The sequence below is a fragment of the Desertibaculum subflavum genome (assembly GCA_003576705.1).
In the GTDB taxonomy this organism is placed as follows: domain Bacteria; phylum Pseudomonadota; class Alphaproteobacteria; order Ferrovibrionales; family Ferrovibrionaceae; genus Desertibaculum; species Desertibaculum subflavum.
Window position 1 is genome coordinate 93,981 of sequence record QOZS01000005.1, and the last position, 24,659, is coordinate 118,639.

A 24,659-nucleotide genomic window follows, 5' to 3' on the forward strand; every position below is an offset into this window, starting at 1 on the left:
ACCCTGCCGCCGGAACATGGCCGACTTGTGACGATCGGTTCGGCCGGCGCTGCGGCGCAAGCGCGCAGGTGCCGGTCGCGGGCCCTAGCGCCGAAGCGGCAATCGCCGGAGGACGTTCAGGTCGTCCTGCTCGAGCGAGATCTCGGTGCCGCGATGGATGCGCTCGGCGAATTCCTCGTTCGGCACCATCACGGTGAGCGTGTAGAGCTTGCCCGGGCCGATATTCTCGATCACGTGTTCGGTGCCGGGCTGCACGACGATGGCATCGCCCGGCTCGATCAGGCGCATCTCGCCGTCGCACATCGCCTTGCCCTTGCCTTTGAGGACGAAGAACAGCTCCTGCGCCCTGGCATGGGTGTTCGGCGGCGTGCGTCCGCCCGGCCGATAGATCTCCACGATGGCGGTGAAGTCGATGCCGTAGCTGCCGTCGGCCACCGGGTCGACGATGCAGGCGAAGTAGTTGCCGTCGTTCGGCCTGATCTCGAAGGCGCGATAGGTGTCCGCACGTCGCAGGATGGCCGACATGGCCGGTTCTCCTTCCAGCACACCAGCGAGCCGCGAGTCTGGCGCGCGTCTCATGATGGCGCCGCTTCGCGTCGCCCGGATGACTAAGCAATGGCCGTGCCGGAATCCTTCGAGCGGCAGGAAGACGAGTCGCGAACCCGCATGTTGTTCGCGCTTGGTCACGGCATAGGCGCCTGCCTCATGCCACTGCCCGCATCGGCAGCATTGCTGCGCTGCGTTAGGAATTATTGCGACTGCGAAGGCGCATGGGCAGAGCGATGACGGGCGTGCGGCTGCAACGCGCCGACGGCACTCTCGAACTTGGCTATGCCGCCGATGGTGCGACGACGCGACTCGCGCATCTGTTCCAGAGCGATCCGTGCCGTGCGCTGTTTCCGCGCGGCGAGCCGGATGATGCTGCCCAGACGATACTGCTCACCACCTCGGGCGGCCTCGCTGGCGGCGATCGCATCCGCATGCGCGCGCAATGCGGGCCGGATGCGCGTCAGGTGGTGACGCCGCAGGCGGCCGAGAAAATCTACCGCGCGATCGATGCGCCAACGGAAATCGATGTCGAGCTGGGCGTTGCGGCGGGTGCCTGGCTCGAATGGGTGCCGCAGGAGACCATTCTGTTCGAGGCCTCGCGGCTGCGCCGCCGCGTCCGCATCGATGTCGCTCAGGGCGGCAGGCTGCTGGCCGGCGACATCCTGAGCTTCGGCCGTGCGGCGCATGGCGAAAGCTACGACAAGGGTTCCTTGTTCGATCGCTGGGAAGCGCGGCGCGACGGCGAGCTCGCCTGGGCCGACCGCTTGCGGATCGACGCGCCGCGGCGGGTGCTGGCGCATCCGGCCGGCTTCGGGGCGGCCCGCGCCTTCGGCACCATCCTGCATATCGGACCGGAGGCGTCATCGCTCCTGGCCGTCACCCGTGCCGCCTTGGAGGCCTGCAAGACGCGAGCGGGGGCGACGGTGGTCGGCGGCGTGTTGCTGGTTCGGCTGCAGGCCCGGACCACCGCCGAGCTCAGATCCGACTACGCGCAGATCTGGTCTTGCCTGCGGCAGGCAGCGGCCGGTTTGCCGCCGCGCATGCCGCGGATATGGCATAGTTGATGCAGCTGACTGGTAATCGGGCGCAGCCGGGAGCAGGGGGCAAACGGGGATGAATCTGACGCCGCGCGAGAAGGACAAGCTGCTGATCGCCATGGCGGCGGAAGTGGCGCGCAAGCGCCTGGGACGCGGGGTCAAGTTGAACCACCCCGAGGCGGTGGCGCTGATCACCGATTTCGTCGTCGAAGGCGCGCGCGACGGGCGCAGCGTGGCGGAGCTGATGCGCGACGGGGCCACCGTGCTGAGCCGCGCCCAGGTCATGGAAGGCATCGCCGAGATGATCCACGAGATCCAGGTCGAGGCGACCTTTCCCGACGGCACCAAGCTCGTCACCGTGCACCATCCGATCCGCTGAATCAGGGGAGCGAAGCCGTGATCCCGGGAGAGGTTTTCACCAAGGTGGGCGAGATCGAGCTGAATGCCGGCCGGCCGACCGTGACGCTTGAAATCGCCAATAGCGGCGACCGGCCGATCCAGGTCGGCAGCCACTATCATTTCTTCGAGACCAACGAGGCGTTGAAATTCGACCGCGCCAAGGCGCGCGGCATGCGGCTCGACATTCCCGCCGGGACCGCGGTGCGGTTCGAGCCGGGCCAGACCCGCACGGTGCAGCTCGTCGCCTATGCCGGCAAGCGCGTGGTGCACGGCTTCAATGGCAAGGTCGAGGGGGCGCTCTGATGGCGACACGCATTTCCCGCGCCGCCTATGCCGGCATGTACGGGCCGACGGTGGGCGACAAGGTCCGCCTCGCCGACACCAACCTGATCATCGAAGTCGAGGCCGACCGCACGGTCTACGGCGACGAGGTGAAGTTCGGCGGCGGCAAGGTGATCCGCGACGGTATGGGGCAGAGCCAGGTCACGCGCGCCGGCGGCGCCGTCGACACCGTGATCACCAACGCGCTGATCCTCGACCATTGGGGCATCGTCAAGGCCGATATCGGCATCAAGGACGGCCGCATCGCCGGCATCGGCAAGGCCGGCAACCCGGACACGCAGCCGGGTGTCGATATCATCATCGGTCCCGGCACCGAGGCGATTGCCGGCGAGAACAAGATCATCACCGCCGGCGGCATCGACGTGCATATCCACTTCATCTGCCCGCAGCAGATCGAAGAGGCGCTGATGTCCGGCGTCACCACCATGGTGGGCGGCGGCACCGGGCCTGCGGCCGGCACCAGCGCCACCACCTGCACGCCGGGGCCCTGGCACATCGCGCGCATGCTGCAGGCGGCCGAGGCCTTCCCGATGAACCTCGGCTTCCTGGGCAAAGGCAATGCGGCGCGGCCGGAGGCGCTGGCGGAGCAGATCGAGGCCGGCGCCTGCGGCCTCAAGCTGCACGAGGATTGGGGCACCACGCCGAAGGCGATCGACACCTGCCTCGCCGTCGCCGACCAGTACGACGTGCAGGTGGCGATCCACACCGACACCTTGAACGAGTCGGGCTTCGTGGAGACCACGATCGCGGCGATGAAGGGCCGCACCATCCAGGCCTTCCACACCGAAGGCGCCGGCGGCGGGCATGCGCCCGACATCCTGAAGGTGGTCGGGCTTCCGAACGTGCTGCCGTCCTCCACCAATCCGACCATGCCCTACACGGTGAACACCGCGGACGAGCATCTCGACATGCTGATGGTCTGCCATCACCTGGATGCGAAGATCCCGGAGGACGTCGCCTTCGCCGAGAGCCGGATCCGGCGCGAGACCATCGCGGCGGAGGACATCCTGCACGATCTCGGCGCCATCTCGATGATGTCGTCCGACAGCCAGGCGATGGGCCGCGTCGGCGAGGTGATCATCCGCACCTGGCAGACCGCCGACAAGATGAAGCAGCAGCGCGGCCGTCTGCCGGAAGAGAGCGGCGACAGCGACAATTTCCGCGCCAAGCGCTATGTCGCCAAGTACACGATCAACCCGGCGATCTCGCAGGGCATCTCGCGCCATGTCGGCTCGGTCGAAGTCGGCAAGCTGGCCGATCTGGTGGTCTGGTCGCCGGCCTTCTTCGGCGTGAAGCCGGACATGGTGCTGAAGTCGGGCTCGATCGCGGCGGCACCGATGGGCGATCCCAATGCCTCGATCCCGACGCCGCAGCCGATGCATTACCGGCCGATGTTCGGTGCCTTCGGGCGCAACCTGCTCGAAAGCTCGGTGCTGTTCCTGAGCCAAGCCGGAATCGACAACAGCATTCCGGCCAAGATCGGCGTCACGCGGCCCTGTCTCGCGGTCGAGAACGTGCGCGGCGGGATCGCCAAGACGAGCATGATTCACAACGGCGCGACCCCGGTGATGCAGATCGATCCGGAGACCTACGAGGTGCGGGCGGACGGCCAGATCCTGACCTGTGAGCCGGCCAAGGTGCTGCCGATGGCGCAGCGCTATTTCCTGTTCTGACCATGCGCCGCGCCACATCCGTCGTGAAACAGGGCGCCTGGGACGCGGGTTCCGCGCTCGACCGCCTGACGCTCGACTTCGAGGATCGCTATCGCCGCCGCAAGCGCTTCACAGCGGAAGGCGGGCTCGACCTGCTGCTCGACCTCGCCGAGACGACCTTGCTGCATGAAGGGGACGGCCTCGTGCTGGAAGGCGGCGGCCATGTCCTGGTCAAGGCCGCGGCCGAAGACCTGATCGAGGCGACGGCGACCGCGCCCGGTTTGCTCGCCCGCCTCGCATGGCATCTTGGCAACCGGCACCTGCCGGTCGCCATCGCCGAGGGGCGCATCCTGCTGCGCGACGATCACGTCATCGTCGACATGCTGAAGGGCCTCGGCGCCGATGTGCGCCGCGTGCGCGAGCCGTTCCAGCCGGAAGGCGGCGCCTACGGCCAGCAGAACCACGATCACCGGCATCCGCACGCCCACGGCCATCACCACGGCCACGATCATCACCACGACCACGACCACGATCATGACCACAAGCACTGACGCGGCGGGGTGGGACGCCGGCGCGCTCTATCGGCTGCTGGCCTGGACGTCGCCTGCCTATCCGATCGGTGCCTATACCTACAGCCACGGCATCGAATACGCCGTGGAGGAAGGGCTGGTACGCGACCGTGCGACCCTGGCCGACTGGATCGGGTGGATACTGCGCCACGGTGCCGGCCTTCTGGATTCCGTACTCTTCGCCGAGAGCTACCGCGCGGCGGGCGACGGCGCGCGCCTCGCCGAACTCACGGAACTTGGCCGGGCGCTGCGCGGCAGCGCCGAGACGGCGCTGGAGAGCCGGCAGCAGGGCATGTCGTTCCTCACCATCACCCGCACCGCTTGGCCCGATCCGCAACTGGATGCGGCTGCCGGGCGGCTCGGCGAGGAGGTTCCGCTTGCCATCGCCGTCGCGCTCGCCGCCGCGGGGCGCGTGCCGCTGGAGCCGGCGCTGACCGGCTACCTGCACGCTTTCGCCGCCAACCTGGTCTCGGCCGGCGTGCGGCTGGTGCCGCTCGGCCAGACCGATGGCCAGCGGGCACTGGCCGCGCTCGAGCCCGTGGTGCGCGAGACGGTGGCGGTGGCGCTCGCCACGCCGATCGAGGAAGCGGGCAGCGCCGCGCCGATGGTGGATTGGACCAGCATGCGGCATGAGACCCAATACACGAGGTTGTTCCGCTCATGAGCACACATGGACCACTCAGGGTGGGCATCGGCGGGCCGGTCGGCTCCGGCAAGACGGCGCTGGTCGATCGCCTGTGCAAGCACATGCGCGACAAGTGGCGGCTCGCCGTCGTCACCAACGACATCTACACCAAGGAAGATGCCGAATTCCTGACCCGCTCCGGCGCGCTCTCGCCCGAGCGCATCATGGGCGTGGAGACCGGCGGCTGCCCGCACACGGCGATCCGCGAGGATGCCTCGATCAACCTCGCGGCGGTGGCGGAGCTGCGCCGGCGCTTCGAGGATCTCGAACTGATCTTCGTCGAATCGGGCGGCGACAACCTGGCGGCCACGTTCAGCCCCGAACTCGCCGATCTCACCGTCTACGTCATCGACGTCTCCGCCGGTGACAAGATCCCGCGCAAGGGCGGGCCGGGCATCACCCGGTCCGACCTGCTGGTGATCAACAAGATCGACCTGGCGCCGCTGGTCGGCGCCTCGCTCGAAGTGATGGACCGCGACGCGCGCAAGATGCGGGGCCAGAGGCCCTTCCTGTTCACCAACCTGAAGGAAAACAAGGGCGTCGCCGAGATCGCCGCCTTCATCGAGAAACAGGGCGGGCTCGATCCCGCCCGCAACGCCGCTTGAGGGGATCGCAATGAGGAAGTGCCTGCTCGCCACTTTGTTCGTGCTGGCTTCGGCCGGGGCCGCCGCCGCCCATACCGGCCATGGCGCGACGGAAGGTTTCGCGCAAGGCTTCGCGCATCCGTTGCTTGGCCTCGATCACCTGCTGGCGATGATCGCGGTCGGCCTCTGGGGCGCGCGGATCGGCGGGCGGGCGCGCTGGCTGGTGCCGGCGGCCTTCGTCGGCGTGATGGCGCTGGGCGGCGTCATCGGCGTGGCCGGCTTCGGCTTGCCGTTGGTCGAGCTCGGGATCGTCGGCTCGGTCTTGGTGCTCGGCCTGCTGGTCGCCGCCGCCCCGCAGCCCCCGCTCTGGGCGCCGGCTGCCATCGTCGCGCTGTTCGCGCTGTTCCACGGCCATGCCCATGGCACCGAGATGCCGGAAGCGGTGTCGGGCCTCGCCTATAGCTTGGGCTTCGTGCTGGCCACCGCGTTGTTGCATAGCCTCGGTCTGATGCTCGGCCTGCTCGTCGCCGGCCGCTCGCCCCTGGCGCTGCGCCTCGGCGGCGGCGCGATTGCGGCCTGCGGCGCGCTGTTGCTGATCGCCTAGACCCAGCGCGGTATCAGCACCCAGTAGTCGAGGTCGAGCACCACGTCGTCGGGATACTTCCCGGCAGCGTCGGGGCCGGGGAAATCGGCGCAGGCGCGGTCCTTGGTCGCCAGGGTGCGCAGACGGATCGCGCCGTGCCGCGCCGATAGCGCCGCCGTCTCCAGCACTTCCGACCAGGCGTGGATGGTGTTGCCGGCGAAGACCGGATTGGCGTGCCGGCCGCCATTGATGGCCAGGATCCTCGGCGCGTTGGCGAGACCGTTGAAGCTCAGGCCGCGCGCCAGGCTGATGATATGCCCGCCATAGACGAGGCGGCGGCCGAACCGGCCCTTGCCCTCGACGAACTGGTTGAAATGGACGCGCGCGGTGTTCTGATAGAGCCGCGTCGCCAGCATGTGCTCGGCCTCCTCGACCGTCATGCCGTCGACATGGTCGATCTTCTCGCCGACCGCATAATCCTCGAAGCGGTAGCTTGAGCCGGCGAGCCGGTCGTCCTGCGCGGCGAGATCGAGGCTCGGCGGCACGGCGAAATCTTCCGGCGCGACTCGCGCGGCGAGCTTCGGCACCTCCTCGGCGGCAATGGCGGCCGCCGCGTCGCGCTTTCTCACCATCACCCAGCGCACGTAGTCCAGGACGGTTTCGCCGCGCTGGTTGGTGCCGGTGGTGCGTACATAGACGACGCCGGTCTGCTTGTTGGAGTTCTCCTTGAGTCCGATCACCGTCGATGTGGCGGCGAGCGTGTCGCCCGGATAGACCGGCGCGATGAAGCGCGCTTCGGCATAGCCGAGATTGGCGACGGCGTTGAGCGAGACATCTGGCACCGTCTTGCCGAACACGATATGGAAGACCAGCAGGTCGTCCACCGGCGCGCCCGGGAGCCCGACCGACTTCGCGAAGGCATCGGAGGATTGCAGCGCGAAGCGGCCGCCATAGAGGCCGGTATAGAGCGCGACGTCGCCCGCGGTGACGGTGCGCGGTGTCGCGTGCCGCACTTCCTGGCTGAGGCGGAAGTCCTCGAAGAAGTTGCCCGTAATCGCTTTGTTCGAGGCCGCCTTGCTCATGCCGCCTTGACCTCGGCGGCGGCGATCGCCTCGGCCAGCGCGACGGTGTGCTGCGCCATCTCCACATGCAGGTTCTCGACCAGCTTGCCGTCGACCAGCACGACGCCCTTGCCCTCGGCCTCCGCCGCCTTGAAGGCGACCACGATCTTGCGCGCCTGCGCCACCTCGGCCTCGCTCGGTGCGAACACCTTGTTGCAGGGCTCCACCTGCTTGGGGTGGATCAGGGTCTTGCCGTCGAAGCCGAGCGCCAGGCCCTGCTCGCAGGCGGCGACGAGGCCCGCCTCATCGTCGAGATCGAGATGCACGCCGTCGAGAATGGGAAGCCCATAGGCGCGGGCGACCAGCAGGCAGTGCTGCAGCGACGGCAGCATCGGCTGGCGGTCCGGCGTGTGCCGCGCGCGCAGATCCTTGGTCAGGTCCGACGTGCCCATCACCAGGCAGCCGACGCGCTTGTTCGCCGCGGCGACTTCCTCGGCGCGCAGGATGCCGCGCGGCGTCTCCATCATGCACCAGAGCGTCGTGGCGGCGGGCGCGCCGTGCTTCTCCATCAAGGCAATGGCCGCGTTGACCTGTACCGCGCTCTCGACCTTCGGAATCAAGATGGCGTCCGGCGCCACCGTGCAGGCGGCGGCGATGTCGTCGGCACCCCAGGGCGTGTCGAGCCCATTGGCCCGGATGATGATCTCGCGCGGGCCATAGCCGCCGCCCTTGACCGCGGCGACGACCTGGGCGCGGGCGGTCGCCTTGGCATCCGGCGCCACCGCGTCCTCAAGGTCGAGGATCACGCCGTCGGCCGGCAGGGTCTTGGCCTTCTCCATCGCGCGGGCATTGGCGCCCGGCATGTAAAGCACGCTGCGCCGGGGCCGGACCTTACCGCTCATCGCAAACTCCTCGGACCACGCTATTCTTGGGGTTCAGGCAGCGTTCTGGCGCATCCGGCCGGCAAACTCAATGACGGCCTGGGGCTGAGGGGGCAGGGAAGTGAGCGAGCAAAGCCAATTCGCGCTGCTGGGGCAGCGGCGCTTCCTGCCTTACTTCCTGGTCCAGTTCACCGGCGCGCTGAACGACAACATCTACAAGAACGCGCTGGTGATGCTGATCGCCTTCGGGGCGGCCAGCGGCAGCGCCGAGACCATGCTGAACGTCGCCGCGGCGCTGTTCATCCTGCCGTTCTTCCTGTTCTCGGCCACCGCCGGCCAGATCGCCGAGAAATACGAGAAGGCGCGCCTGATCCGGCTGATCAAGGCGGGCGAGATCGTGATCATGGCGCTGGTGCCGATCGGCCTTTGGCTCGGCAGCCCGGCCTTTCTCATCGGCATCCTGTTCCTGCTCGGGGCGCAATCGGCCTTCTTCGGGCCGGTGAAGTACAGCCTTCTGCCGCAGGTGCTGCGGGAGGAAGAGCTGATCGGCGGCAACGGCCTGGTCGAGAGCGGCACCTTCCTCGCCATCCTGATCGGCACCATCGGCGGCGGCCTGCTGGCGCTCACCACCGGCCATGTGCTCTGGATCAGCGTCGCCGTCGTCGCCATAGCGGTGGCAGGCTTCCTTTCCAGCCTGGCGATGCCGGCGGCGCCGGCCGCCGCGCCTCAGCTCAAGATCGACTGGAACGTGCTGCGCACCACCTTCCGCGGCATGGAGATGGCGAGCGAAGTCCGCGCGGTCCATCTCTCGATCCTCGGAATTTCATGGTTCTGGGCCTTCGGCGCCGCCTATCTGTCGCATTTCCCGGTCTATGCCCGGGAGATTCTCGGCGGCTCCGAGACGGTGGTCACCGTCCTGCTGGTCTGCTTCTCGGTCGGCATCGGCGTCGGCTCCGCGCTGTGCGAGAAGCTCTCCGGCAAGAGCGTCGAGCTGGGCCTGGTGCCGTTCGGCTCGGTCGGGCTCTCGATCTTCGGGATCGATCTGTTCATGGCCGATCATGCGGCCTGGAGCGGGGGCGAACTGCGCGACTGGATCGCCTTCGTTGCCGATCCGATGAGCTGGCGCGTGCTGGCGGATCTGTTCCTGATCGGCCTGTTCGCTGGCTTCTACATCGTGCCGCTCTACGCGATCATCCAGACCCGGACCGAGCCGGACAAGCGCGGCCGGGTCATCGCGGCCAACAACATCCAGAACGCGCTGTTCATGGTGCTGTCGGCGGCGCTCTCGGTCTTCCTGCTCGGCCCGGCCGAATTCACCGTGCCGCAGATGTTCCTGATCTTCGCCGGCATCAACATCGCCGTCGCGCTCTACATCTACTCGCTGGTCCCCGAATTCCTGATGCGGTTCCTGGTCTGGCTGCTGGTCAGCGCCGTCTATCGGGTGGAGAAGCGCGGGCTGGAGCAGATACCGGAAGAGGGGCCGGCCGTCGTCGTCGCCAACCATGTGAGTTTCGTCGACGCGCTGGTGCTGGCGGGCTCGGTGCGGCGGCCGATCCGCTTCGTGATGGACCACCAGATCTTCAGCATCCCGGTGCTGGGCTTCATTTTCCGCACGGCGGGTGCGGTGCCGGTGGCGTCGCGCAAGGAAGCGCCGGAGATCTACGAGGCGGCCTTCGCCAAGGTCGCCGAGTATCTGCGCCGCGGCGAGCTCGTCTGCATCTTTCCGGAGGGCATGCTGACGAGGGACGGCGAAATGAACGAGTTTCGCCCCGGCCTCAAGCGCATCCTGGAAGAGACGCCGGTGCCGGTGATCCCGATGGGCCTGTCTGGCCTGTGGGACAGCGTCTTCTCCCGCGCACCCGGTGGGCTGGCCCGCCGCGCGCTGCGCGAGCTGCGCCGGCGGGTCGGCCTCGTGGTCGGGCCGGCCGTCGCGCCGGCGCTGATCGAGTTGCCGGCGCTGGCGGAGACGGTGAAATCGCTGCGCGGCGAGCGCCGCTAGAGCCGCTCCAGCCCGCACCATTCCGCGGTGAACAGGGCCATGGCCTGGGTGGTGCGGCGCAGCGATTCGAGATCGACCCGCTCATCGAAGCCGTGCACTGATTCGGCCTTCGGCCCGTAGACAAGGCCGGGGATGCCGGCATACAGCCCGAAGAAGCGGGCGTCAGTGGTGCCGGTCGAGGTGATGCCCTTCAGGGCGGCACCGTCGAAGGCGGCGGCATGGGCGCCGGCCAAGGTCGCTTCCGCTTCCTCGCCGCCGGTCAGCACATAGCCTTCCGCCTCGAAGCCATGGAACACCACCTCGGGCGGGTTGTTGGCCAGGAAGCGGTTGTCGCGGGCAGCATCCCGGATCGCCTGCTCGATTTCCTGCTTGGCCTGCTGGATGTCCTGGCCGGGATAGATGGCGACACGGACGTCGAACACGCACCAGGCCGGCACGCTGGAGGCCCAGTCGCCGCCCTGGATCTTGCCGACGCTCAGATTGATCGGATGGTCGAGATGGCCGAAATGCTCATGCTGGTGCTTGTCGGCGTTCCAGCGCTCCTCGACCTTGTGCAGCGCCTGCATCAGCGAGAACGACGCCTCGATCGCGTTGGCACCGGTGCCGGCGCGGGAGACGTGCACCGGCAGGCCCCGGACATGCACCTGGAACCAGAGCACCCCGACCTGGGCCCGGATGAAGCCATCGGAGACCGGTTCCGGGATCAGTGCCGCGTCGGCGCGGTAGCCGCGGGCGACGCAGGCCAGCGCGCCGTTGCCCGTGCACTCCTCCTCGATGACCGATTGCAGGTGCAGGTCGGCCGCCGGCCGATAACCGGCCTTCTGGAACGCATCAAGAACGCCCAGCATGGCGGCGAGGCCGGCCTTCATGTCGCCCGAACCGCGGCCGTACAGCCATTTGCCGTCGCGGCGCGGCTGGAAGGGGGGGCTGGTCCACATGTCCACCGGGCCGGTCGGCACCACGTCGATATGCCCGTTCATGATCAGCGACCGGCCGTTCGGCCGCTCCGCCCGCAAGGATCCGACAACGTTAATGGCGTTTTCGTAGGAGACGTGGACCGGCGAGAAGCCCGGCAGGTGGCGTATCTCGTCGATATCGATCCGCCAGCGGTCGACGCTGAGGCCGCGGCGGCGCATCTCCGCCGCCATGAAATCCTGGGCTGTGTGTTCTGCGCCACGAGTCGAGGGAAATTTTACCAGCTCGGCCGTCAAGTCGATTACGTCGTCCACCACCGAATCGACCGCGCGCATCAAGGACAAGCGCACTTCGGCATCGAGCCTGGGCATAGCTAGTTACTCCACTTCACCGTTGATATACGCCTTCAGCGTAGCCGGCATCGGGAAGGGGAGCGACGCTTTGTTTACTGTTGGGCAGCACGCTTGTATAACGCCATGGCTTCCCCGGTCGGTCGGGGGAAATCAGCCGGCGCGGAGAGGTTGCCGAGCAGTTGCGATGAAAAACACAAGCCGGCTGAATCTGCGTGCCGCAGGGCTGACTGCGGCCCTCCTCCTTACCTTCGCGGGCTGCGCGACCGCCCCGACGGACCCGGAGGAATTGGCCGAGTACAACGAGATCAACGATCCCCTGGAGCCGGCCAACCGGGCGGTGTTCGAGATCAACCTGTATCTCGACCGTCTTATCCTGCGGCCGGTCGCCTGGACCTATCGCGAAGTCGTCCCGGATCCGACGCGCGAGGTGGTGACCAACTTCCTTAACAACCTGCGCTCGCCCTATACCTTCGCGAACGACATGCTGCAGGGCGAGGTCGACCGCGCCGGCGTCACCGTCGCCCGCTTCCTGATCAACACCACGATCGGCATCGGCGGCTTGGCCGACGTGGCCGGCAACATCTTCGGCCTCGACTACCACGCCGAGGATGTCGGCCAGACCTTCGCCGTCTGGGGCGCCGAGTCGGGTCCCTACCTGATGATCCCGGTAATCGGCCCCTCGAATCCGCGCGACGCGATCGGCCTGGGGATCGAATATTTCGTCGAGCCGGTGAACTGGTTCTTGCACGAGAAGAATGCGGGCGAGTGGGCGCTCGTCCGCACCGGTGCGAACGCCATCGACCAGCGCCACCAGGTGTTGGACACACTCGATGCGTTGGAGCGCACCTCGCTCGACTACTACGCCCAGATCCGCTCGATCAGCCGCCAGCGCCGGCTGGACGAGATTCGCAACAAGGCGAGCGGCGGCACGACTGCGCCGCAGCCGCTCGGCGACGCGGGCGGCGAGACGGATAAGCAGGCGGCCGCTGAATCCGGCCGCTGAGGCCCGGGCGGCTCGCGCTCACGCGGCGTTGACCACCCGTAAATCGTCCAGTTGCTAATGGAGCAGGGATGACCGCTCCCCTGCCAGACCTTGAACGTCCTCGGCATCGGCCGGCTCCGGCCCCGCCGAACGACGTGCAGACTCCGGCGTCCCGGTCGCAATGGTTGATGGCCGGCGGCGCCGGGCTGCTGGCCGTGGCGGCGATCTTCGCACTCGACGCCGAAGCGGTGATCCGTGCTGTCGATGTCTGGTCGGGCTCCAAGACCTATAACCACTGTTTCCTGATCCTGCCGATCTGCGCCTACCTGGCCTGGGAGCGGCGCGACGTCCTGCGCAAGGTCGAGCCGTCGCCATTTCCTCTGGCGCTGATCGCCATCCTGCCGTTCGCCATGGCGTGGCTGCTCGCCCGCTTCGTCAGCGTGCTGGAGGCGCAGCAATTCGCGCTGATGGGCATGGCGCAGGTGGCATTGCTGGCGATCCTGGGGCTGCGCGCCTATCGCGCCGCCATGTTCCCGCTGCTCTACGCGCTGTTCCTGATACCGAGCGGCGATTTTCTGGTACGCCCGCTGCAGGATTTCACCGCCGCCTTCGCCGTCGGCATGCTGAAGCTGACCGGCGTGCCGGTCTATTCCGACGGCATCATCATCGAGGTGCCCGCCGGCACCTTCGTCGTCGCCGAAGCCTGCGCCGGCCTTCGCTTTCTGGTCGCCTCGGTCGCCTACGGCGTGCTGTTCGCAGGCTTGATGTACGGCTCCTGGCGCAAGCGGCTGGTTTTCGTCGCGGCCTCGATCGTCGTGCCGGTAATCGCCAACGGGTTCCGCGCCTATGGCCTGATTGTCCTGGCGCAGCTGATCGACGACCAGGCCGCGGTCGACGCCGACCACATCGTCTATGGCTGGGGTTTCTTCGCCGCCGTTACCCTGCTGCTGACCGTCGTCGGGGTGCGCTTCCGGGAGGATTTCACGCCGCCGGCACCGCCGGGTCGGTCGGATCGCCGCGCCGCGCCGCGCCGGTTTGCCGTCACCGCCGCCGCCGCGATCGTGATCGCCGCCCTGGCGCCGGCATATCTCGCCTGGGGCGATCGGGACGCCGAGGCGATAACGGTGGCGCAGATCGCGCTGCCCGACATCGCGGGCTGGGCCGACGCGGCGCCGACGACCGATTTTCGGCCGGAATTCGGCCGCCCGCATGCCGAGGTGGCCAAGCGCTATACGGCCGCGGGCGGAGAGGTGGATGTGTTCGTCGGCTACTTCGCGCGGCAATCCTCCACGCGCAAGCTGCCCCGCAGCCTGATCGGGCTGGCGGAGGAAAGTGCCTGGCGCCGGGCCGGCAGCGGCACCGCCACGATCGACATCGGCGGCGAGAAAGTGAAAGTGGCGACGGAGCGGCTGGTCGGTCGCGGCGGCGAGCGCCTGGTCTGGGCGCTCTACTGGGTCAATGGCCGGTTCACCGCCAGCCTGCTGCAGGCCAAGATCGAGCAGCTCAAGGGCGAGTTGCTCGGCGGCCGGCGGGATGCGGCGGTGCTCGTGCTGACCACCGAGGCGCGGCCGAGCGTGGGCCAGGCGGAGCAACTCTTGTCAAACTTCGGCGGCAAGCTTGACAGCTTGCGGACGGCGCTGGCCGGCATGGCCGCGGCCGCGGCCGCGGCGGCGGCGGCCGGGCGCTGACGGAAGGTATCGGAGCATGTGCGGTATTGTCGGATTGTTCGATCTGCGCGGTCAGCGGGCAATCGACCGCGCGATGCTCGAGCGCATGAACGACGCCATCCTGCATCGCGGGCCGGATTCGGACGGCTTTCACCTGGAACCGGGCGTGGGCCTCGCGATGCGCCGTCTCGCCATCATCGACCTGTCCGGCGGCAACCAGCCGCTCTACAACGAGGACGGTTCGGTCGGTGTCGTCTACAACGGTCAGATCTACAACTTCCAGTCGCTGACGCCCGAGCTGCAGGCCAAAGGACACGGCTTCCGGACCGTCTGCGATACGGAAGTGGTGGTGCATGCCTGGGAGGAATGGGGCGAGGCCTGCGTCGAGCGCTTCAACGGGATGTTCGCCTTCGCGATCTGGGACCGGGCGAAGCGTCGCCTGTTCCTGGCCCGCGACCGGCTGGGCGAGAAGCCGCTCTATTGGACGGTTCTGCCGGACGGCATGTTCGCCTTCGCCTCCGAGTTGAAGGCGCTGCTGACCCTGCCCGGCCTGGAGCGGCGGATCGAGCCGCGCGCGGTCGAGCAGTACTTCGCCTATGGCTACGTGCCGGAGCCGCTGACCATCCTGCGCGGCGTGTTCAAGCTCGAGCCCGGACACAGCATCACATTGGAGCAGGGCCAGGAGACGGTGCGTCCGAAGCGCTACTGGGACGTTCGCTTCACCCAGGGGCCGGCCGGCACGGAGGCCGATCTGCGCCACGAACTGATCGAACGTTTGAGCGCATCGGTCCGCATGCGCATGATCTCGGATGTGCCGCTCGGCGCGTTTCTGTCCGGCGGCGTCGATTCCAGCGCCATCGTCGCGATGATGGCGGAGCTCTCGCCCGTGCCGGTCAACACATTCTGCATCGCGTTCCAGCAGCCGGATTTTGACGAATCGGGCTACGCGGCAAAAATCGCTGAGCGGTACCGGACGAATCACGTCGTGGAGACGGTGGATGCCGACGCGATCGGCCCGATCGACCGCCTGGCCCAGATCTACGACGAGCCGTTCGGCGACAGCTCGGCCTTGCCGACGCTTAAGGTGTGCGAACTGGCACGGAAGAAGGTGACGGTCGCGCTGTCGGGAGACGGCGGCGACGAGGTGTTCGCCGGCTATCGGCGGTATCTCTGGCATGTGCGCGAGCAGCAGATCCGCGCCAGCGTCCCCGACGGCATCCGCCGCGGCCTGTTCGGCATGCTGGGGGCGGTCTACCCCAAGCTCGACTGGGCGCCGCGCTTCCTGCGCGCCAAGACCACGTTCCAGGAGCTCGCCTCCGACCCGGTCGAGGCCTACATGATCAGCGTGTCGGAGACGACCGATCCCGAGCGCGCCGCCATCTTCTCCTCGCGCCTCAAGGCGGATCTGCAGCGCCATCGAGCGGTCGAGGTGCTGGCCGGCCATATCGCCGCCGCCGGCACCGACGACCCGCTTGCTGCGGTGCAATACGCCGACCTGAAGACATGGCTTTCCGGGCGCATGCTGGTGAAGGTGGATCGTGCCAGCATGGCGGTTTCACTCGAGGTTCGCGTACCAATGCTCGACCACACCTTTGTGGAATGGGCGGCCAGCCTGCCGTCGGGGCTCAAGCTCAATGGCCAGGAACGCAAGTTCATTCTGAAGCGGGCGCTGGAGCCGAAGGTGCCGGACGATCTTCTGTATCGACCGAAGCAGGGCTTCTCGACGCCCCTGGCGCGCTGGTTCCGGGGGCCGCTGCGCGAGCGCATCCGCGCCGCGTTGCTCGGCCCGGCGCTCGGCGGTTCCGGCTTGTTCGACATGACCGAGATCGCGCGTCGCCTGGAGGATCATGCCGCCGGCCGGCGCGACCATGCGGCCCTGCTATGGAATCTGTGGATGTTCGAGGGATTCCTGCGCAACACAGGGGCGCGGGCGTAGTGCGGTGACGGATATGGGTGCGGCTTGCGCCGGCGAGCGCCTGATCTCTACTATCGATCGCGTGCAATTCCCCACGGATCGGGGTTGACGAGCGTGCCGGCAGACAACCTCGCCTCGGAACTGGTCGATCGGTGCTATGGCCTGCTCGCCCCCATGGGCTGGCCCGCCCGTCTCTCGGCATTGATGGAGCTGCACGACCAGCTTCGCGACGAGTTCGTCGACTTCCAAGAGTTCTGCGACGTGTTTCCCCGGTTCATCGAGCAACTGGTCGATCGCCTCGACGGTGCCGAGGTGACCTGTTTCGAACAGGCGCAGGTCATGGCGAACTCTGCCAACAAGCTTCACCGTGATGCGGCGGGCGCATGGCTGGCGCGCCACTATGCGCGGGAGGCACGCTGATGTGGCGGCTTTCTCTTCGAGCTCGCTGAGCGAGAGGCGGGCATGTCGCTGGTCGGCTGGGTTCACGCGGTTGCCGCTGTCGCCTATCTGCTGACGGCCGTGCTGGTCTTCTGGCGCGGCGGCCAGGGGAGCGGCCCGCGGGCGTTGTCCCTTGCCGCCTTGACGACGGCAGCCTGGGCCGGCCTCGCGGCGTTCGCCGATGCCAGCGGGGGCGCGGTGGCGGAGGACGCCGCCCGCATCGCCGAAGCGGCGCGTTCGTTCGGCTGGATCGCATTGCTGATCGCCGTGGCCAGCAGCTTCATCGGACGGACGCCGGCGCTCTGGCGATATTTGGGCGTGGCGGCCGTGGCGCTCCTCGCGGCTCAGGCAGCCTTGGCGGCCGCGCCCAACGGCGAGATCGTCGCCGCTGCCGGCTATCTGCTGGCCATCGGCCTGGCCGTGATCGGCCTGATGACGATCGAGAACGTGCTGCGCAATCTGTCGCAGAGCCAGCTTTGGGCCCTCAAATATCTCCTGGTCGCGCTGCTCGCGCTGTTCATCCTCGACTTCGTCGTGCACTCGGTCGTGTTCCTGTTCCGCCAGGAAAACGACGCTTTCGTCGCCGCGCGCGGCATCGTGACCACGGCGTTGATCCCGTTGATCCTGGTCAGCGCCATTCGCAACCCCGTCATCGCCGTCAACATTCACGCCTCGCGCGGCGTGGTGTTCTATTCGGCGACGCTGATCGCCAGCGGCGCCTATCTGATCGTGACCGCGCTGGTGGGTACCTATGTGCGGACGATCGGCGGCCAGGCGGCGACAGCGCTGTCGCTTGTCGTGGTGGCGCTGGCGCTGATCGGGCTGGTGCTGGCGCTCCTGTCCCGCACCGTGCGATCGGCGATCAAGCTGTTCATCAGCCAGAATTTCTTCAGCTATCGCTACGACTACCGGATGGAGTGGAGCCGGCTGACCAACACGATCGCGTCCGACAACGAGGTGGTCGACCTGCATGCGCGGGTGGTCAAAGCCGCGGCGGAGCTGCTGGACAGCCATGCCGGCAGCCTGTGGCTCAGGAGCGCCGATCACGGCGGGCTTTCATATTCGGCCGGCTGGCATTTCCGGACCGGTGTCACCGTGCTGCCGGAGAGCGATCCGGTCGTCGCCGCGCTCGAATCGCAGCCGGCGGTCCTCAATCTGGCCGACCCGGCGACATTGGGTGAACTGACCGGGGCGGATGCGCTGGCCGGCTGGCGATCGGCGGTCCCCGATCTCTGGCTGATCGTGCCGCTGACGCATCGAGACCGTCTGATCGGTATTCTGGCCTTGTCGCGCCCGCGGGTGCCGCGCGACCTGGGTGAGGAGGATTATCAGCTGTTCCGGCTGATCGGCGGCCAGATTGCCGGCTACATCGCCGAGGAAATGACCTATCGGGCGCTGATGGAGGCACGCCAGCTGGAGGAGTTCAACAAGCGCTTCGCGTTCGTGATCCACGACATCAAGAACCTGACCGGACAGCTGTCGCTTCTCGTTCGCAACATGGAAAAGTTCGGCGACGACCCGGCCTTCAGAGCCGATCTGTCCGCGACATTGCGCAATTCGGTCGACAAGATGCGGGCGCTTCTCGAACAGTTGAGCGCGAAGCGTCTGGCCAAAGCCGAGATGAAGGCCGAGAACAAGGCGCCCGTCCGGCATGAAGATCTGGTACGGCTTGTCCGCGACTTCACCGGCGGCTGGTCTGCCGGCGAGCATCGCATCGTCGTCTCCGCCCGGGCGGACAGCGTTCCGGTCCAGCTGCCCAGTACGGAGAAATTAACCAATGTTTTGGAACAGTTAGTCCAGAACGCCATTGAGGCGACGCCGGCCGGCGGCGTGGTGACGATCACGGTATCGGACAAGGGCGGCCGAGGGTTGATCGAGGTCACCGACCAAGGGCCTGGCATGGATGCGGAGTTCGTTCGCAATGAGTTGTTTCGTCCGTTTCGATCGACGAAGGGATCGGGGTTCGGCATTGGCGCCTACCAGGCGCGAGAAACCGTGCGCCAGCTCGGCGGTGCGCTCGAGGTCGACAGCGCCGAGGGCCACGGCACCACGATGCGGATTGCGCTGCCGCTCGCCGTCGCGCCCCGCGTCGTTCCGGCATAAGGTGGTGTCCAGGCAATGACGGAACGTCGCCCGTTGCTTCTCGTCGAGGATGATGTCGGCCTGCAGCGCCAGATGACCTGGGCGCTGGGCGACGAGTTCGACGTGTCGGTCGCCGGCAGCCGTGCCGCGGCGATGGAAATGGTGAAGGGGCGCGACGAGGGCTTTCCGGTCGCCGTGCTCGACCTGGGCCTGCCGCCCGACGAGAACGGGGCGACCGAGGGCCTCGCCCTCCTGCAGGAAATTCTGGCCCACGCGCCCGCCACCAAGGTCATCGTGGCGAGCGGCAACGAGGAGCGCGCCAACGCGGTAAAGGCAATCAGCATCGGCGCCTATGATTTCTACGGCAAGCCGGTCGATATCGACGTGCTGGGGCTGATCATCCGGCGCGCCATCCATCTGTACGATCTCGAGGCCGAGAACCGCTCGCTGCACCAGAAGGCGGATTCTCCGTTGGCGGGGTTGGTCACGGCGGATCCCGATGTGCTGCGGGTATGCCGTTCGGTCGAGCGCTTCGCCAATACCGACGTCAACGTGCTCATCATCGGCGAAAGCGGCACCGGCAAGGAGCTGATCGCCCGCGGCATTCACGATCTCGGCAACCGGCGCGGCAAGCCCTTCGTTGCGATCAACTGCGCATCGATCCCGGAAACGCTGCTCGAGAGCGAGCTGTTCGGCTACGAGAAGGGTTCGTTCACCGGCGCTGTCAAGACCACGCCCGGCAAAGTGGAGGTCGCGAATACCGGGACGCTGTTCCTCGACGAGATCGGCGACCTGCCGCTGTCGCTGCAGGCGAAGCTGCTGCGCTTCCTGCAGGAGCGGCGGGTCGAGAGGATAGGCGGCCGCCAACCCATTCCCGTCGATGTGCGGATCGTGTCGGCCACCAACCAGGACTTGGCGACGATGATCGGTACCGGCAGGTTCCGGGAGGACCTCTACTACCGCCTCAACGAGGTACGCGTCGATATGCCGCCGCTACGCGCCCGGCCCGGCGATCCGCTGTTGCTCGCCAATTTCTTTCTCGGCGGCTTCAATCGAGCCTATAAGCGGGCCGTCCGAGGCTTCGCGCCCGATGCGATCACCGCTATCGGCAGCCACCCTTGGCCCGGCAACGTGCGCGAGCTGGAAAACCGGATGAAGCGCGCGGTGATCATGTGCGAGGGCAAGCTGATCACGGCTGCCGATCTTGACCTCGCGGCGCCGGCATCGGACCAGGAAGAGGTGCTGGATCTCAAAGAGGCGCGCGACCGGACGGACCGGTTAACCATCCAGCGCGCGCTGATGCATGCCCAGGGCAACATATCGAAGGCGGCCAAAGTGCTGGGCGTCACACGGCCCACACTCTACTATCTGATAAAGACCCTCGACGTGAAAATCTGACCAGAAAGGCCGTCCGGGCCTTGGAAACATGGTCTCGGCGGCATACGAGGAGGCACACCATGAAGCTCGAACGCTCCGCGATTCTCATCTCGCTTCGTGCCCTCGTTGTCGGCTGCGCACTGGCCGGTGCGCCGGCCTGGGCCGATCGCGCCGAATCCGACAAGTACCTGAGCGAAGGGCGCAAGCAGATCGAGAAGGGCGATTTTCGCTCGGCGATCATCCAGCTGAAGAACGCCGTTCGAGCCGACGGCAACAACCTCGAGGCGCGCCGGGCGCTCGGCATGGCGCAGCTTGCCGTCGGCGACCTGCTGAGCGCCGAGAAGGAGCTCGGCATCTTTGTCGAAAAGGCGCCTGACGACGCGTCGGCGATAGTGCCCTACGGCGAAGCCATGCTGCAGCTGCGCCGGTACGACGACGTGATCGCGCGCCTGGAGCCCAAAGGGCGCCCGAAGGACATCGATGCGCAGGTGCTCGCTCTGCGCGGCCATGCCCTGGCGGCGACCGGCCGCACCGATCAGGCAATCCAGGCATTCGACGAATCTCTGAAGCTTCAGCCGACCGTGCGCGCACATCTCGGCTACGCGCTTGTACTGCGCCGGACGCAGGGCATCGAGCGGGCAGGCGCCGAGATCGACAAGGCGCTGGCAATCGATCCGAAGAGCCCGGAAGCGGCACTCGCCAAGGCCGAGCTGCTGCGCGATGCGGGCAAGTTCGACGAAGCCTTGCCGTTCGCCGATCAGGCGGCAGCGTCGCCGCGGCTCGAAGTGCCGGCGCGTCTGGCACGCATTCCCCTCTACATCCGCCAGGGCAAGGACGACCGCGCGACGGCCGATGTGAACGCCGTGCTGGGCAAGGTCAAGGACCAGCCGCTGGCCACGTACTTCAAGGCTCTTCTGGCGGCCAGGGCCAACAACCTCGATGGCGCGCAGCAGATCTTGCAGGGCCTGTCGCCGGAATTCATCGACAACTACCCGCCGGCATTGTTCCTCAGCGGCGTGACCTCCTATTCAAAGGGCCAGCTCGACGTTGCCGAAGGGCGTTTGCGCAGCTACGTGAACAAGATTCCATCGAACGTCGCCGCGCGAAAGATCCTGGGCTCGATCTATCTGCGCAAGGGCGACGCGACCAAGGCGCTGGCCATGCTCGAGCCGGCCCTGAAGACAGCACCGAACGATCCGCGGTTGCTGGGACTGCTCGGCACCGCTTCGGAACGGCTCGGCAAGTCCAACGACGCGGTCGCCTATTTCGAGCGTGCGACGGAGCAAGATCCGGAGGACGCAGGCCTGCAGACCCAGCTTGCCCTCGGCAAGCTGCGCACTGGCCAAACCGATGAGGCGATCGAGGCGCTGGAGGGCGTAGTCGACAAGAACCCGGGCGCGGTTCGTGCGACCTCGGCTCTGCTGGCCGCGCATATCCGCGGCGGCGCTTACGACAAGGCGATGGCAGAGGTGGCCGATCTGCGCAAGCGCACGCCGGATGCGCCGCTGCCAGACTACTACGAAGGCGCCGTCCTGGTTGCCAAGCGCGACCTGGCCGGCGGCCGCCAGGCATTCGAGGCGGCGCTGAAGAAGGATCCGAAATTCCATGCGGCCCGGTTCGCGCTGGCCCGGGTTTACGTTGCCGAAGGCGACCGCGACAAGGCCGTCGGGCAGATCGCCAAGGTCCTGGAAGCGGATCCGGGCAACGAGCGGGCCATCCTGGACATGGCGGAGCTGCAGGCATCCGGCGGCAAGCTGGACGACGCCATTGCGACGCTCGACAAGGCACGGCGTGCCGACGCCAAGACGGTGAACGTCCGCCTCAAGCTGGTCGATGCCTACCTGGCCAAGAAGGAGGGCGAGCGGGCGCTGGTTGTGGCCCGTGAGACCGCGACGATGACCGGTGGCACGCCGCAGGCGCTCGATGCGCTGGGCCGGGCGCAGTCGGCGGTTGGCGACAAGGCCTCGGCCATCGGGACCTATCGGCAGATTGTCGCGCAATTGCCCCAATCGGGCGCCGCTCTGCAGCGCCTCGCCGGCGCGCTGCTGTTGAACGACGATGTGGCGGGCGCCAAGCAGGCGCTGCTTCAGGCGGCACGCGTCGACCCTGCCTTCGCGCCCGCGCAGCAGGACTATGTGCGACTGGCGGCGCGCGAGGGCGGGGCGGATGCCGCGATTGCGGCGGCTAAGGAGCTGAAGGAGAACGCGCCGAGCTCGGCGGTGGCACCCGTGCTGCTCGGCGAAAGCTATGTGCAGGCGAAGAAGTACGGCGAGGCTGTTGCCGTGTTCCGGCAGATCCGCACGGAGAAGCCTTCGAACGCCATCCTCATTCGCGAGGCCGAGGCGCTGAACGCCGACAAGAAGGGGGCGGAGGCGCGCAATCTGCTGGAAGGCTGGCTGAAGGATAATGCCGGCGACCAGGCCGTGCGCCTCGCGCTCGCCGGTATGCATCTGCAGGCCAAGAACGAGCCGGCGGCGATCACCCAGTATGAGGCGGTGCTCGCCGCGGCACCGAACAACGTGCTGGCGCTGAACAACCTGGCCTGGTCATTGCGGGAACGCGACGGCGCCAGGGCGGTGACGCTGGCGGCGCGCGCGGCGGAGCTGGCGCCGAATGCGGCGGAGGTTCTCGACACCTATGGCTGGCTGCTCGTGCTCCGGAACGAGCCGGCCAAGGCGATCGAGCCGCTGCAGAAGGCTGCGTCGATTCCGAACGCGCCGGCACCGGTCCGCTATCACCTTGCGGCGGCGTTGGCGGGTGCCGGGCGCAAGGACGAGGCACGGCGCATTCTGGACGAGGTGCTTGCCGCGAACGCGTCGTTCGACGAACGGGCCGACGCCGAGGCGCTGCGCCGGAAGCTCGCCAACTGAGCGCCGCGAAACGAGGGGGATAGGCCGGGCTCGCCGCGATCAGCGACGGGCATAGAGCTGTCTGACGATGCGGATCTTCAAGCACAATATCCATGTCGCGTCGTTTCGGCTTGCGCTGTTCGAGCTGATTCTGCTGATCGTCGCCGTCATCCTGACGACGTCGTATCTGAGGACGGGCTATCCGGAGGTCGCGCAGCATCCGCTGATCCTGCAATTCCTCCCCCCGGTCCTTACCTTTGTCTTCAGCTATGCGCTCGGCCTCTACGGCAAGGAAGCGATCGCCGACCCGTTGCGCGGCTTCATCCGGCACGGCCTGGCGAGCCTGCTCACCGCATCGGCGGTTTTCTTCATTCTCGGCGCATATTTCTATCTGCGCTCGAAGATCGGCAGCGTGGAGTTTCCGCTCGCGGTGCAATTCCGCTTCGTCGTGCTCTATGTCGGCACGGCGTTCCTCCTCACGACTCTCGGGCGGTACCTGTTCCTTCGAGTCGTCGATCTCGAAGTCCTGAAGCGCCGGATTCTCGTGCTGGGAACCGGCCAGAAGGCCGAGCGCATCCAGTCGTTCATGCAAAAGGCCGAAAACCGCGCGTTCGCCCGCATCACATTCCTGCCCGTCGTCGACGAGCCGGTGCTGACCGAGGCGGTGAACACGCTGACCCCACTCGCGCAGCACAACAAGCCGCTGCGCACCCTGGTGGACGAGACGGGCATCGACGAACTGGTGGTGGCGACGGACGACCGTCGCGGCCTTCCGACGGCAGAGCTGCTGGACGCCAAGCTGTCGGGCATCATGATTACCGACTATCTCGACTTCTACGAGCGGGAGGCGCGACGTATCGACCTCGATGCGCTGAGTCCGAGCTGGTTCATTTACTCGGATGGCTTCGCGAGTGGCGCGTTTCACCATGCCGCCAAGCGCAGTTTCGACATCCTGGTGAGCGCGGCGGTGCTCGCCTTTGCGCTGCCCGTCATGCTGATGGCGGCGGTGCTCATCCGCCTCGACAGTCGGGGGCCGGTCTTCTATCGCCAGGTCAGGACCGGGCTGAACGGCGAGCCGTTCACACTCTTCAAGTTCCGCAGCATGCGGGTCGATGCCGAGCGCGACGGCCCGCAATGGGCCGCCCTCAGCGACAATCGAGTGACGCGCATCGGCACCTTCATCCGCAAGACGCGGATCGACGAGCTGCCGCAAGTGTTCTGCGTCCTGCGCGGTGACATGAGCTTCATCGGCCCGCGTCCGGAGCGGCCGTTTTTCGTGGAATCACTGATCCAGCACGTGCCCTATTACAGCGAGCGGCACCGCATGAAGCCGGGTATCACCGGCTGGGCCCAGGTCAACTATCCCTACGGCGCCTCGATCGCGGACGCCAAGGAGAAGCTCTCCTACGACCTCTACTACACCAAGAATTTCAGTCTGTTCCTCGACGTACTGATCTTGCTGCAGACTATTCGGGTGGTGCTGGTGCCGGAAGGTGTGCGCTGACCGGGCCCGCAAAAGGCGGTGCAATCTTCGATTGGCCGTTGCGAACAGTTGTCAGAAATTCTTACAACCGACTTTTGACAATTGGCGACGGTCTAGTAAAGGCGCTGGAGATTCAATTGGATATGTAGGTGGTATGGGCTTTGCACGTCGGCGTCTATGGTTACCGGTAGCGAGACAACGTCCGGTGTCGGGCGAAAGACGCGCAGCGCGATGCGTTCGGTCGTCGAGAGTGAAGT

At 67.0% G+C, this 24,659-nt stretch carries 21 protein-coding genes; 17 read left to right on the forward strand and 4 right to left on the reverse strand.

Translation table 11 applies throughout. The features are described from left to right. Positions 1-84: 84 nt before the first annotated feature. Positions 85-525 (reverse strand): cupin domain-containing protein, encoded by a 441-nt coding sequence (locus DT074_RS04210; RefSeq protein WP_119418561.1) that lies wholly within the window; start codon positions 523-525, stop codon positions 85-87. A 266-nt stretch (positions 526-791) separates the two neighbouring features. On the opposite strand from DT074_RS04210, the gene DT074_RS04215 reads away from it, so the two are divergent. Genes DT074_RS04215 through DT074_RS04250 form a run of 8 tightly spaced genes read left to right on the forward strand, consistent with a single transcriptional unit; the run spans position 792 to position 6,421 of the window. Beyond that, positions 792-1,613 (forward strand): urease accessory protein UreD, encoded by an 822-nt coding sequence (locus tag DT074_RS04215; RefSeq protein WP_162914610.1) that lies wholly within the window; start codon positions 792-794, stop codon positions 1,611-1,613. A gap of 49 nt (positions 1,614-1,662) precedes the next feature. Continuing rightward, a complete protein-coding gene (locus DT074_RS04220; RefSeq protein ID WP_119418563.1) occupies positions 1,663-1,965 on the forward strand; it encodes an urease subunit gamma in 303 nt (100 codons plus the stop codon). A 17-nt stretch (positions 1,966-1,982) separates the two neighbouring features. Further along, entirely contained in the window at positions 1,983-2,288 is a 306-nt protein-coding gene (locus tag DT074_RS04225) for an urease subunit beta (RefSeq protein ID WP_119418564.1), read from the forward strand. Next, a complete protein-coding gene (gene ureC, locus DT074_RS04230; protein WP_119418565.1) occupies positions 2,288-4,000 on the forward strand; it encodes an urease subunit alpha in 1,713 nt (570 codons plus the stop codon). The genes DT074_RS04225 and ureC overlap by 1 nt, the downstream gene beginning before the upstream one ends. Positions 4,001-4,002: 2 nt before the next feature. Then, positions 4,003-4,530, forward strand: a complete 528-nt coding sequence (gene ureE / locus DT074_RS04235; protein ID WP_119418566.1) for an urease accessory protein UreE — start codon at positions 4,003-4,005, stop codon at positions 4,528-4,530. Next, the gene (locus DT074_RS04240) at positions 4,514-5,212 is read left to right on the forward strand and encodes an urease accessory protein UreF (RefSeq protein ID WP_119418567.1); all 699 of its coding nucleotides are present in this window, start codon (positions 4,514-4,516) and stop codon (positions 5,210-5,212) included. The genes ureE and DT074_RS04240 overlap by 17 nt, the downstream gene beginning before the upstream one ends. After that, positions 5,209-5,838: an urease accessory protein UreG gene (gene ureG / locus DT074_RS04245; RefSeq protein WP_119418568.1), complete on the forward strand. Its 630-nt coding sequence runs from the start codon at positions 5,209-5,211 to the stop codon at positions 5,836-5,838. The genes DT074_RS04240 and ureG overlap by 4 nt, the downstream gene beginning before the upstream one ends. Positions 5,839-5,848: 10 nt before the next feature. After that, positions 5,849-6,421: a HupE/UreJ family protein gene (locus DT074_RS04250; protein WP_119418569.1), complete on the forward strand. Its 573-nt coding sequence runs from the start codon at positions 5,849-5,851 to the stop codon at positions 6,419-6,421. On the opposite strand, the gene DT074_RS04255 is transcribed toward DT074_RS04250, so the two are convergent. Next, positions 6,418-7,482 carry a MaoC family dehydratase gene (locus DT074_RS04255; protein WP_119418570.1) on the reverse strand — a complete coding sequence of 355 codons (1,065 nt, stop codon included), beginning with the start codon at positions 7,480-7,482 and terminating at the stop codon, positions 6,418-6,420. The genes DT074_RS04250 and DT074_RS04255 overlap by 4 nt on opposite strands. Next, entirely contained in the window at positions 7,479-8,363 is an 885-nt protein-coding gene (locus tag DT074_RS04260; RefSeq protein ID WP_119418571.1) for an HpcH/HpaI aldolase/citrate lyase family protein, read from the reverse strand. Before DT074_RS04260 ends, DT074_RS04255 begins: the two co-directional genes overlap by 4 nt. Before the next feature lie 100 nt (positions 8,364-8,463). Between DT074_RS04260 and DT074_RS04265 the strand changes: the two genes are divergently transcribed. After that, positions 8,464-10,341, forward strand: coding sequence for an MFS transporter (locus tag DT074_RS04265; RefSeq protein ID WP_119418572.1), 1,878 nt, complete (start codon positions 8,464-8,466; stop codon positions 10,339-10,341). Here the strand turns inward: DT074_RS04265 and DT074_RS04270 are convergent. Further along, the gene (locus DT074_RS04270) at positions 10,338-11,627 is read right to left on the reverse strand and encodes an ArgE/DapE family deacylase (RefSeq protein ID WP_119418573.1); all 1,290 of its coding nucleotides are present in this window, start codon (positions 11,625-11,627) and stop codon (positions 10,338-10,340) included. The two genes, DT074_RS04265 and DT074_RS04270, sit on opposite strands and share 4 nt — an antisense overlap. 268 nt (positions 11,628-11,895) lie before the next feature. On the opposite strand from DT074_RS04270, the gene DT074_RS04275 reads away from it, so the two are divergent. The 8 genes from DT074_RS04275 (at position 11,896) to DT074_RS04310 (ending at position 24,423) form a co-directional block, all read left to right on the forward strand. After that, positions 11,896-12,612: an MlaA family lipoprotein gene (locus DT074_RS04275; RefSeq protein ID WP_162914611.1), complete on the forward strand. Its 717-nt coding sequence runs from the start codon at positions 11,896-11,898 to the stop codon at positions 12,610-12,612. 167 nt (positions 12,613-12,779) lie between these two features. Next, positions 12,780-14,279, forward strand: coding sequence for an exosortase A (gene xrtA / locus DT074_RS04280; RefSeq protein ID WP_162914612.1), 1,500 nt, complete (start codon positions 12,780-12,782; stop codon positions 14,277-14,279). 16 nt (positions 14,280-14,295) lie between these two features. After that, positions 14,296-16,194 carry an XrtA/PEP-CTERM system amidotransferase gene (locus DT074_RS04285; protein WP_119418576.1) on the forward strand — a complete coding sequence of 633 codons (1,899 nt, stop codon included), beginning with the start codon at positions 14,296-14,298 and terminating at the stop codon, positions 16,192-16,194. An 84-nt stretch (positions 16,195-16,278) separates the two neighbouring features. Next, positions 16,279-16,593: a hypothetical protein gene (locus tag DT074_RS04290; protein WP_119418577.1), complete on the forward strand. Its 315-nt coding sequence runs from the start codon at positions 16,279-16,281 to the stop codon at positions 16,591-16,593. Between the two features lie 42 nt (positions 16,594-16,635). Beyond that, on the forward strand, positions 16,636-18,714 hold the full coding sequence (prsK, locus tag DT074_RS04295) for an XrtA/PEP-CTERM system histidine kinase PrsK (protein WP_119418578.1): 2,079 nt from the start codon (positions 16,636-16,638) through the stop codon (positions 18,712-18,714). Between the two features lie 15 nt (positions 18,715-18,729). After that, on the forward strand, positions 18,730-20,091 hold the full coding sequence (gene prsR, locus DT074_RS04300; RefSeq protein ID WP_119418579.1) for a PEP-CTERM-box response regulator transcription factor: 1,362 nt from the start codon (positions 18,730-18,732) through the stop codon (positions 20,089-20,091). Positions 20,092-20,150: 59 nt separating this feature from the next. Further along, positions 20,151-22,940, forward strand: coding sequence for an XrtA/PEP-CTERM system TPR-repeat protein PrsT (gene prsT, locus DT074_RS04305; RefSeq protein WP_119418580.1), 2,790 nt, complete (start codon positions 20,151-20,153; stop codon positions 22,938-22,940). Between the two features lie 67 nt (positions 22,941-23,007). Further along, positions 23,008-24,423: a TIGR03013 family XrtA/PEP-CTERM system glycosyltransferase gene (locus DT074_RS04310; RefSeq protein ID WP_368744415.1), complete on the forward strand. Its 1,416-nt coding sequence runs from the start codon at positions 23,008-23,010 to the stop codon at positions 24,421-24,423. The last annotated feature ends 236 nt before the right edge of the window (positions 24,424-24,659 follow it).

Coding starts and splice junctions, on each gene's coding strand:
- DT074_RS04210 (WP_119418561.1), bottom strand. CDS start 525: ATGTCGGCCATCCTGCGACGTGCGGACACCTATCGCGCCTTCGAGATC.
- DT074_RS04220 (WP_119418563.1), top strand. CDS start 1,663: ATGAATCTGACGCCGCGCGAGAAGGACAAGCTGCTGATCGCCATGGCG.
- ureC (WP_119418565.1), top strand. CDS start 2,288: ATGGCGACACGCATTTCCCGCGCCGCCTATGCCGGCATGTACGGGCCG.
- ureE (WP_119418566.1), top strand. CDS start 4,003: ATGCGCCGCGCCACATCCGTCGTGAAACAGGGCGCCTGGGACGCGGGT.
- DT074_RS04240 (WP_119418567.1), top strand. CDS start 4,514: ATGACCACAAGCACTGACGCGGCGGGGTGGGACGCCGGCGCGCTCTAT.
- ureG (WP_119418568.1), top strand. CDS start 5,209: ATGAGCACACATGGACCACTCAGGGTGGGCATCGGCGGGCCGGTCGGC.
- DT074_RS04250 (WP_119418569.1), top strand. CDS start 5,849: ATGAGGAAGTGCCTGCTCGCCACTTTGTTCGTGCTGGCTTCGGCCGGG.
- DT074_RS04255 (WP_119418570.1), bottom strand. CDS start 7,482: ATGAGCAAGGCGGCCTCGAACAAAGCGATTACGGGCAACTTCTTCGAG.
- DT074_RS04260 (WP_119418571.1), bottom strand. CDS start 8,363: ATGAGCGGTAAGGTCCGGCCCCGGCGCAGCGTGCTTTACATGCCGGGC.
- DT074_RS04270 (WP_119418573.1), bottom strand. CDS start 11,627: ATGCCCAGGCTCGATGCCGAAGTGCGCTTGTCCTTGATGCGCGCGGTC.
- xrtA (WP_162914612.1), top strand. CDS start 12,780: ATGGCCGGCGGCGCCGGGCTGCTGGCCGTGGCGGCGATCTTCGCACTC.
- DT074_RS04285 (WP_119418576.1), top strand. CDS start 14,296: ATGTGCGGTATTGTCGGATTGTTCGATCTGCGCGGTCAGCGGGCAATC.
- prsK (WP_119418578.1), top strand. CDS start 16,636: ATGTCGCTGGTCGGCTGGGTTCACGCGGTTGCCGCTGTCGCCTATCTG.
- prsR (WP_119418579.1), top strand. CDS start 18,730: ATGACGGAACGTCGCCCGTTGCTTCTCGTCGAGGATGATGTCGGCCTG.
- prsT (WP_119418580.1), top strand. CDS start 20,151: ATGAAGCTCGAACGCTCCGCGATTCTCATCTCGCTTCGTGCCCTCGTT.
- DT074_RS04310 (WP_368744415.1), top strand. CDS start 23,008: ATGCGGATCTTCAAGCACAATATCCATGTCGCGTCGTTTCGGCTTGCG.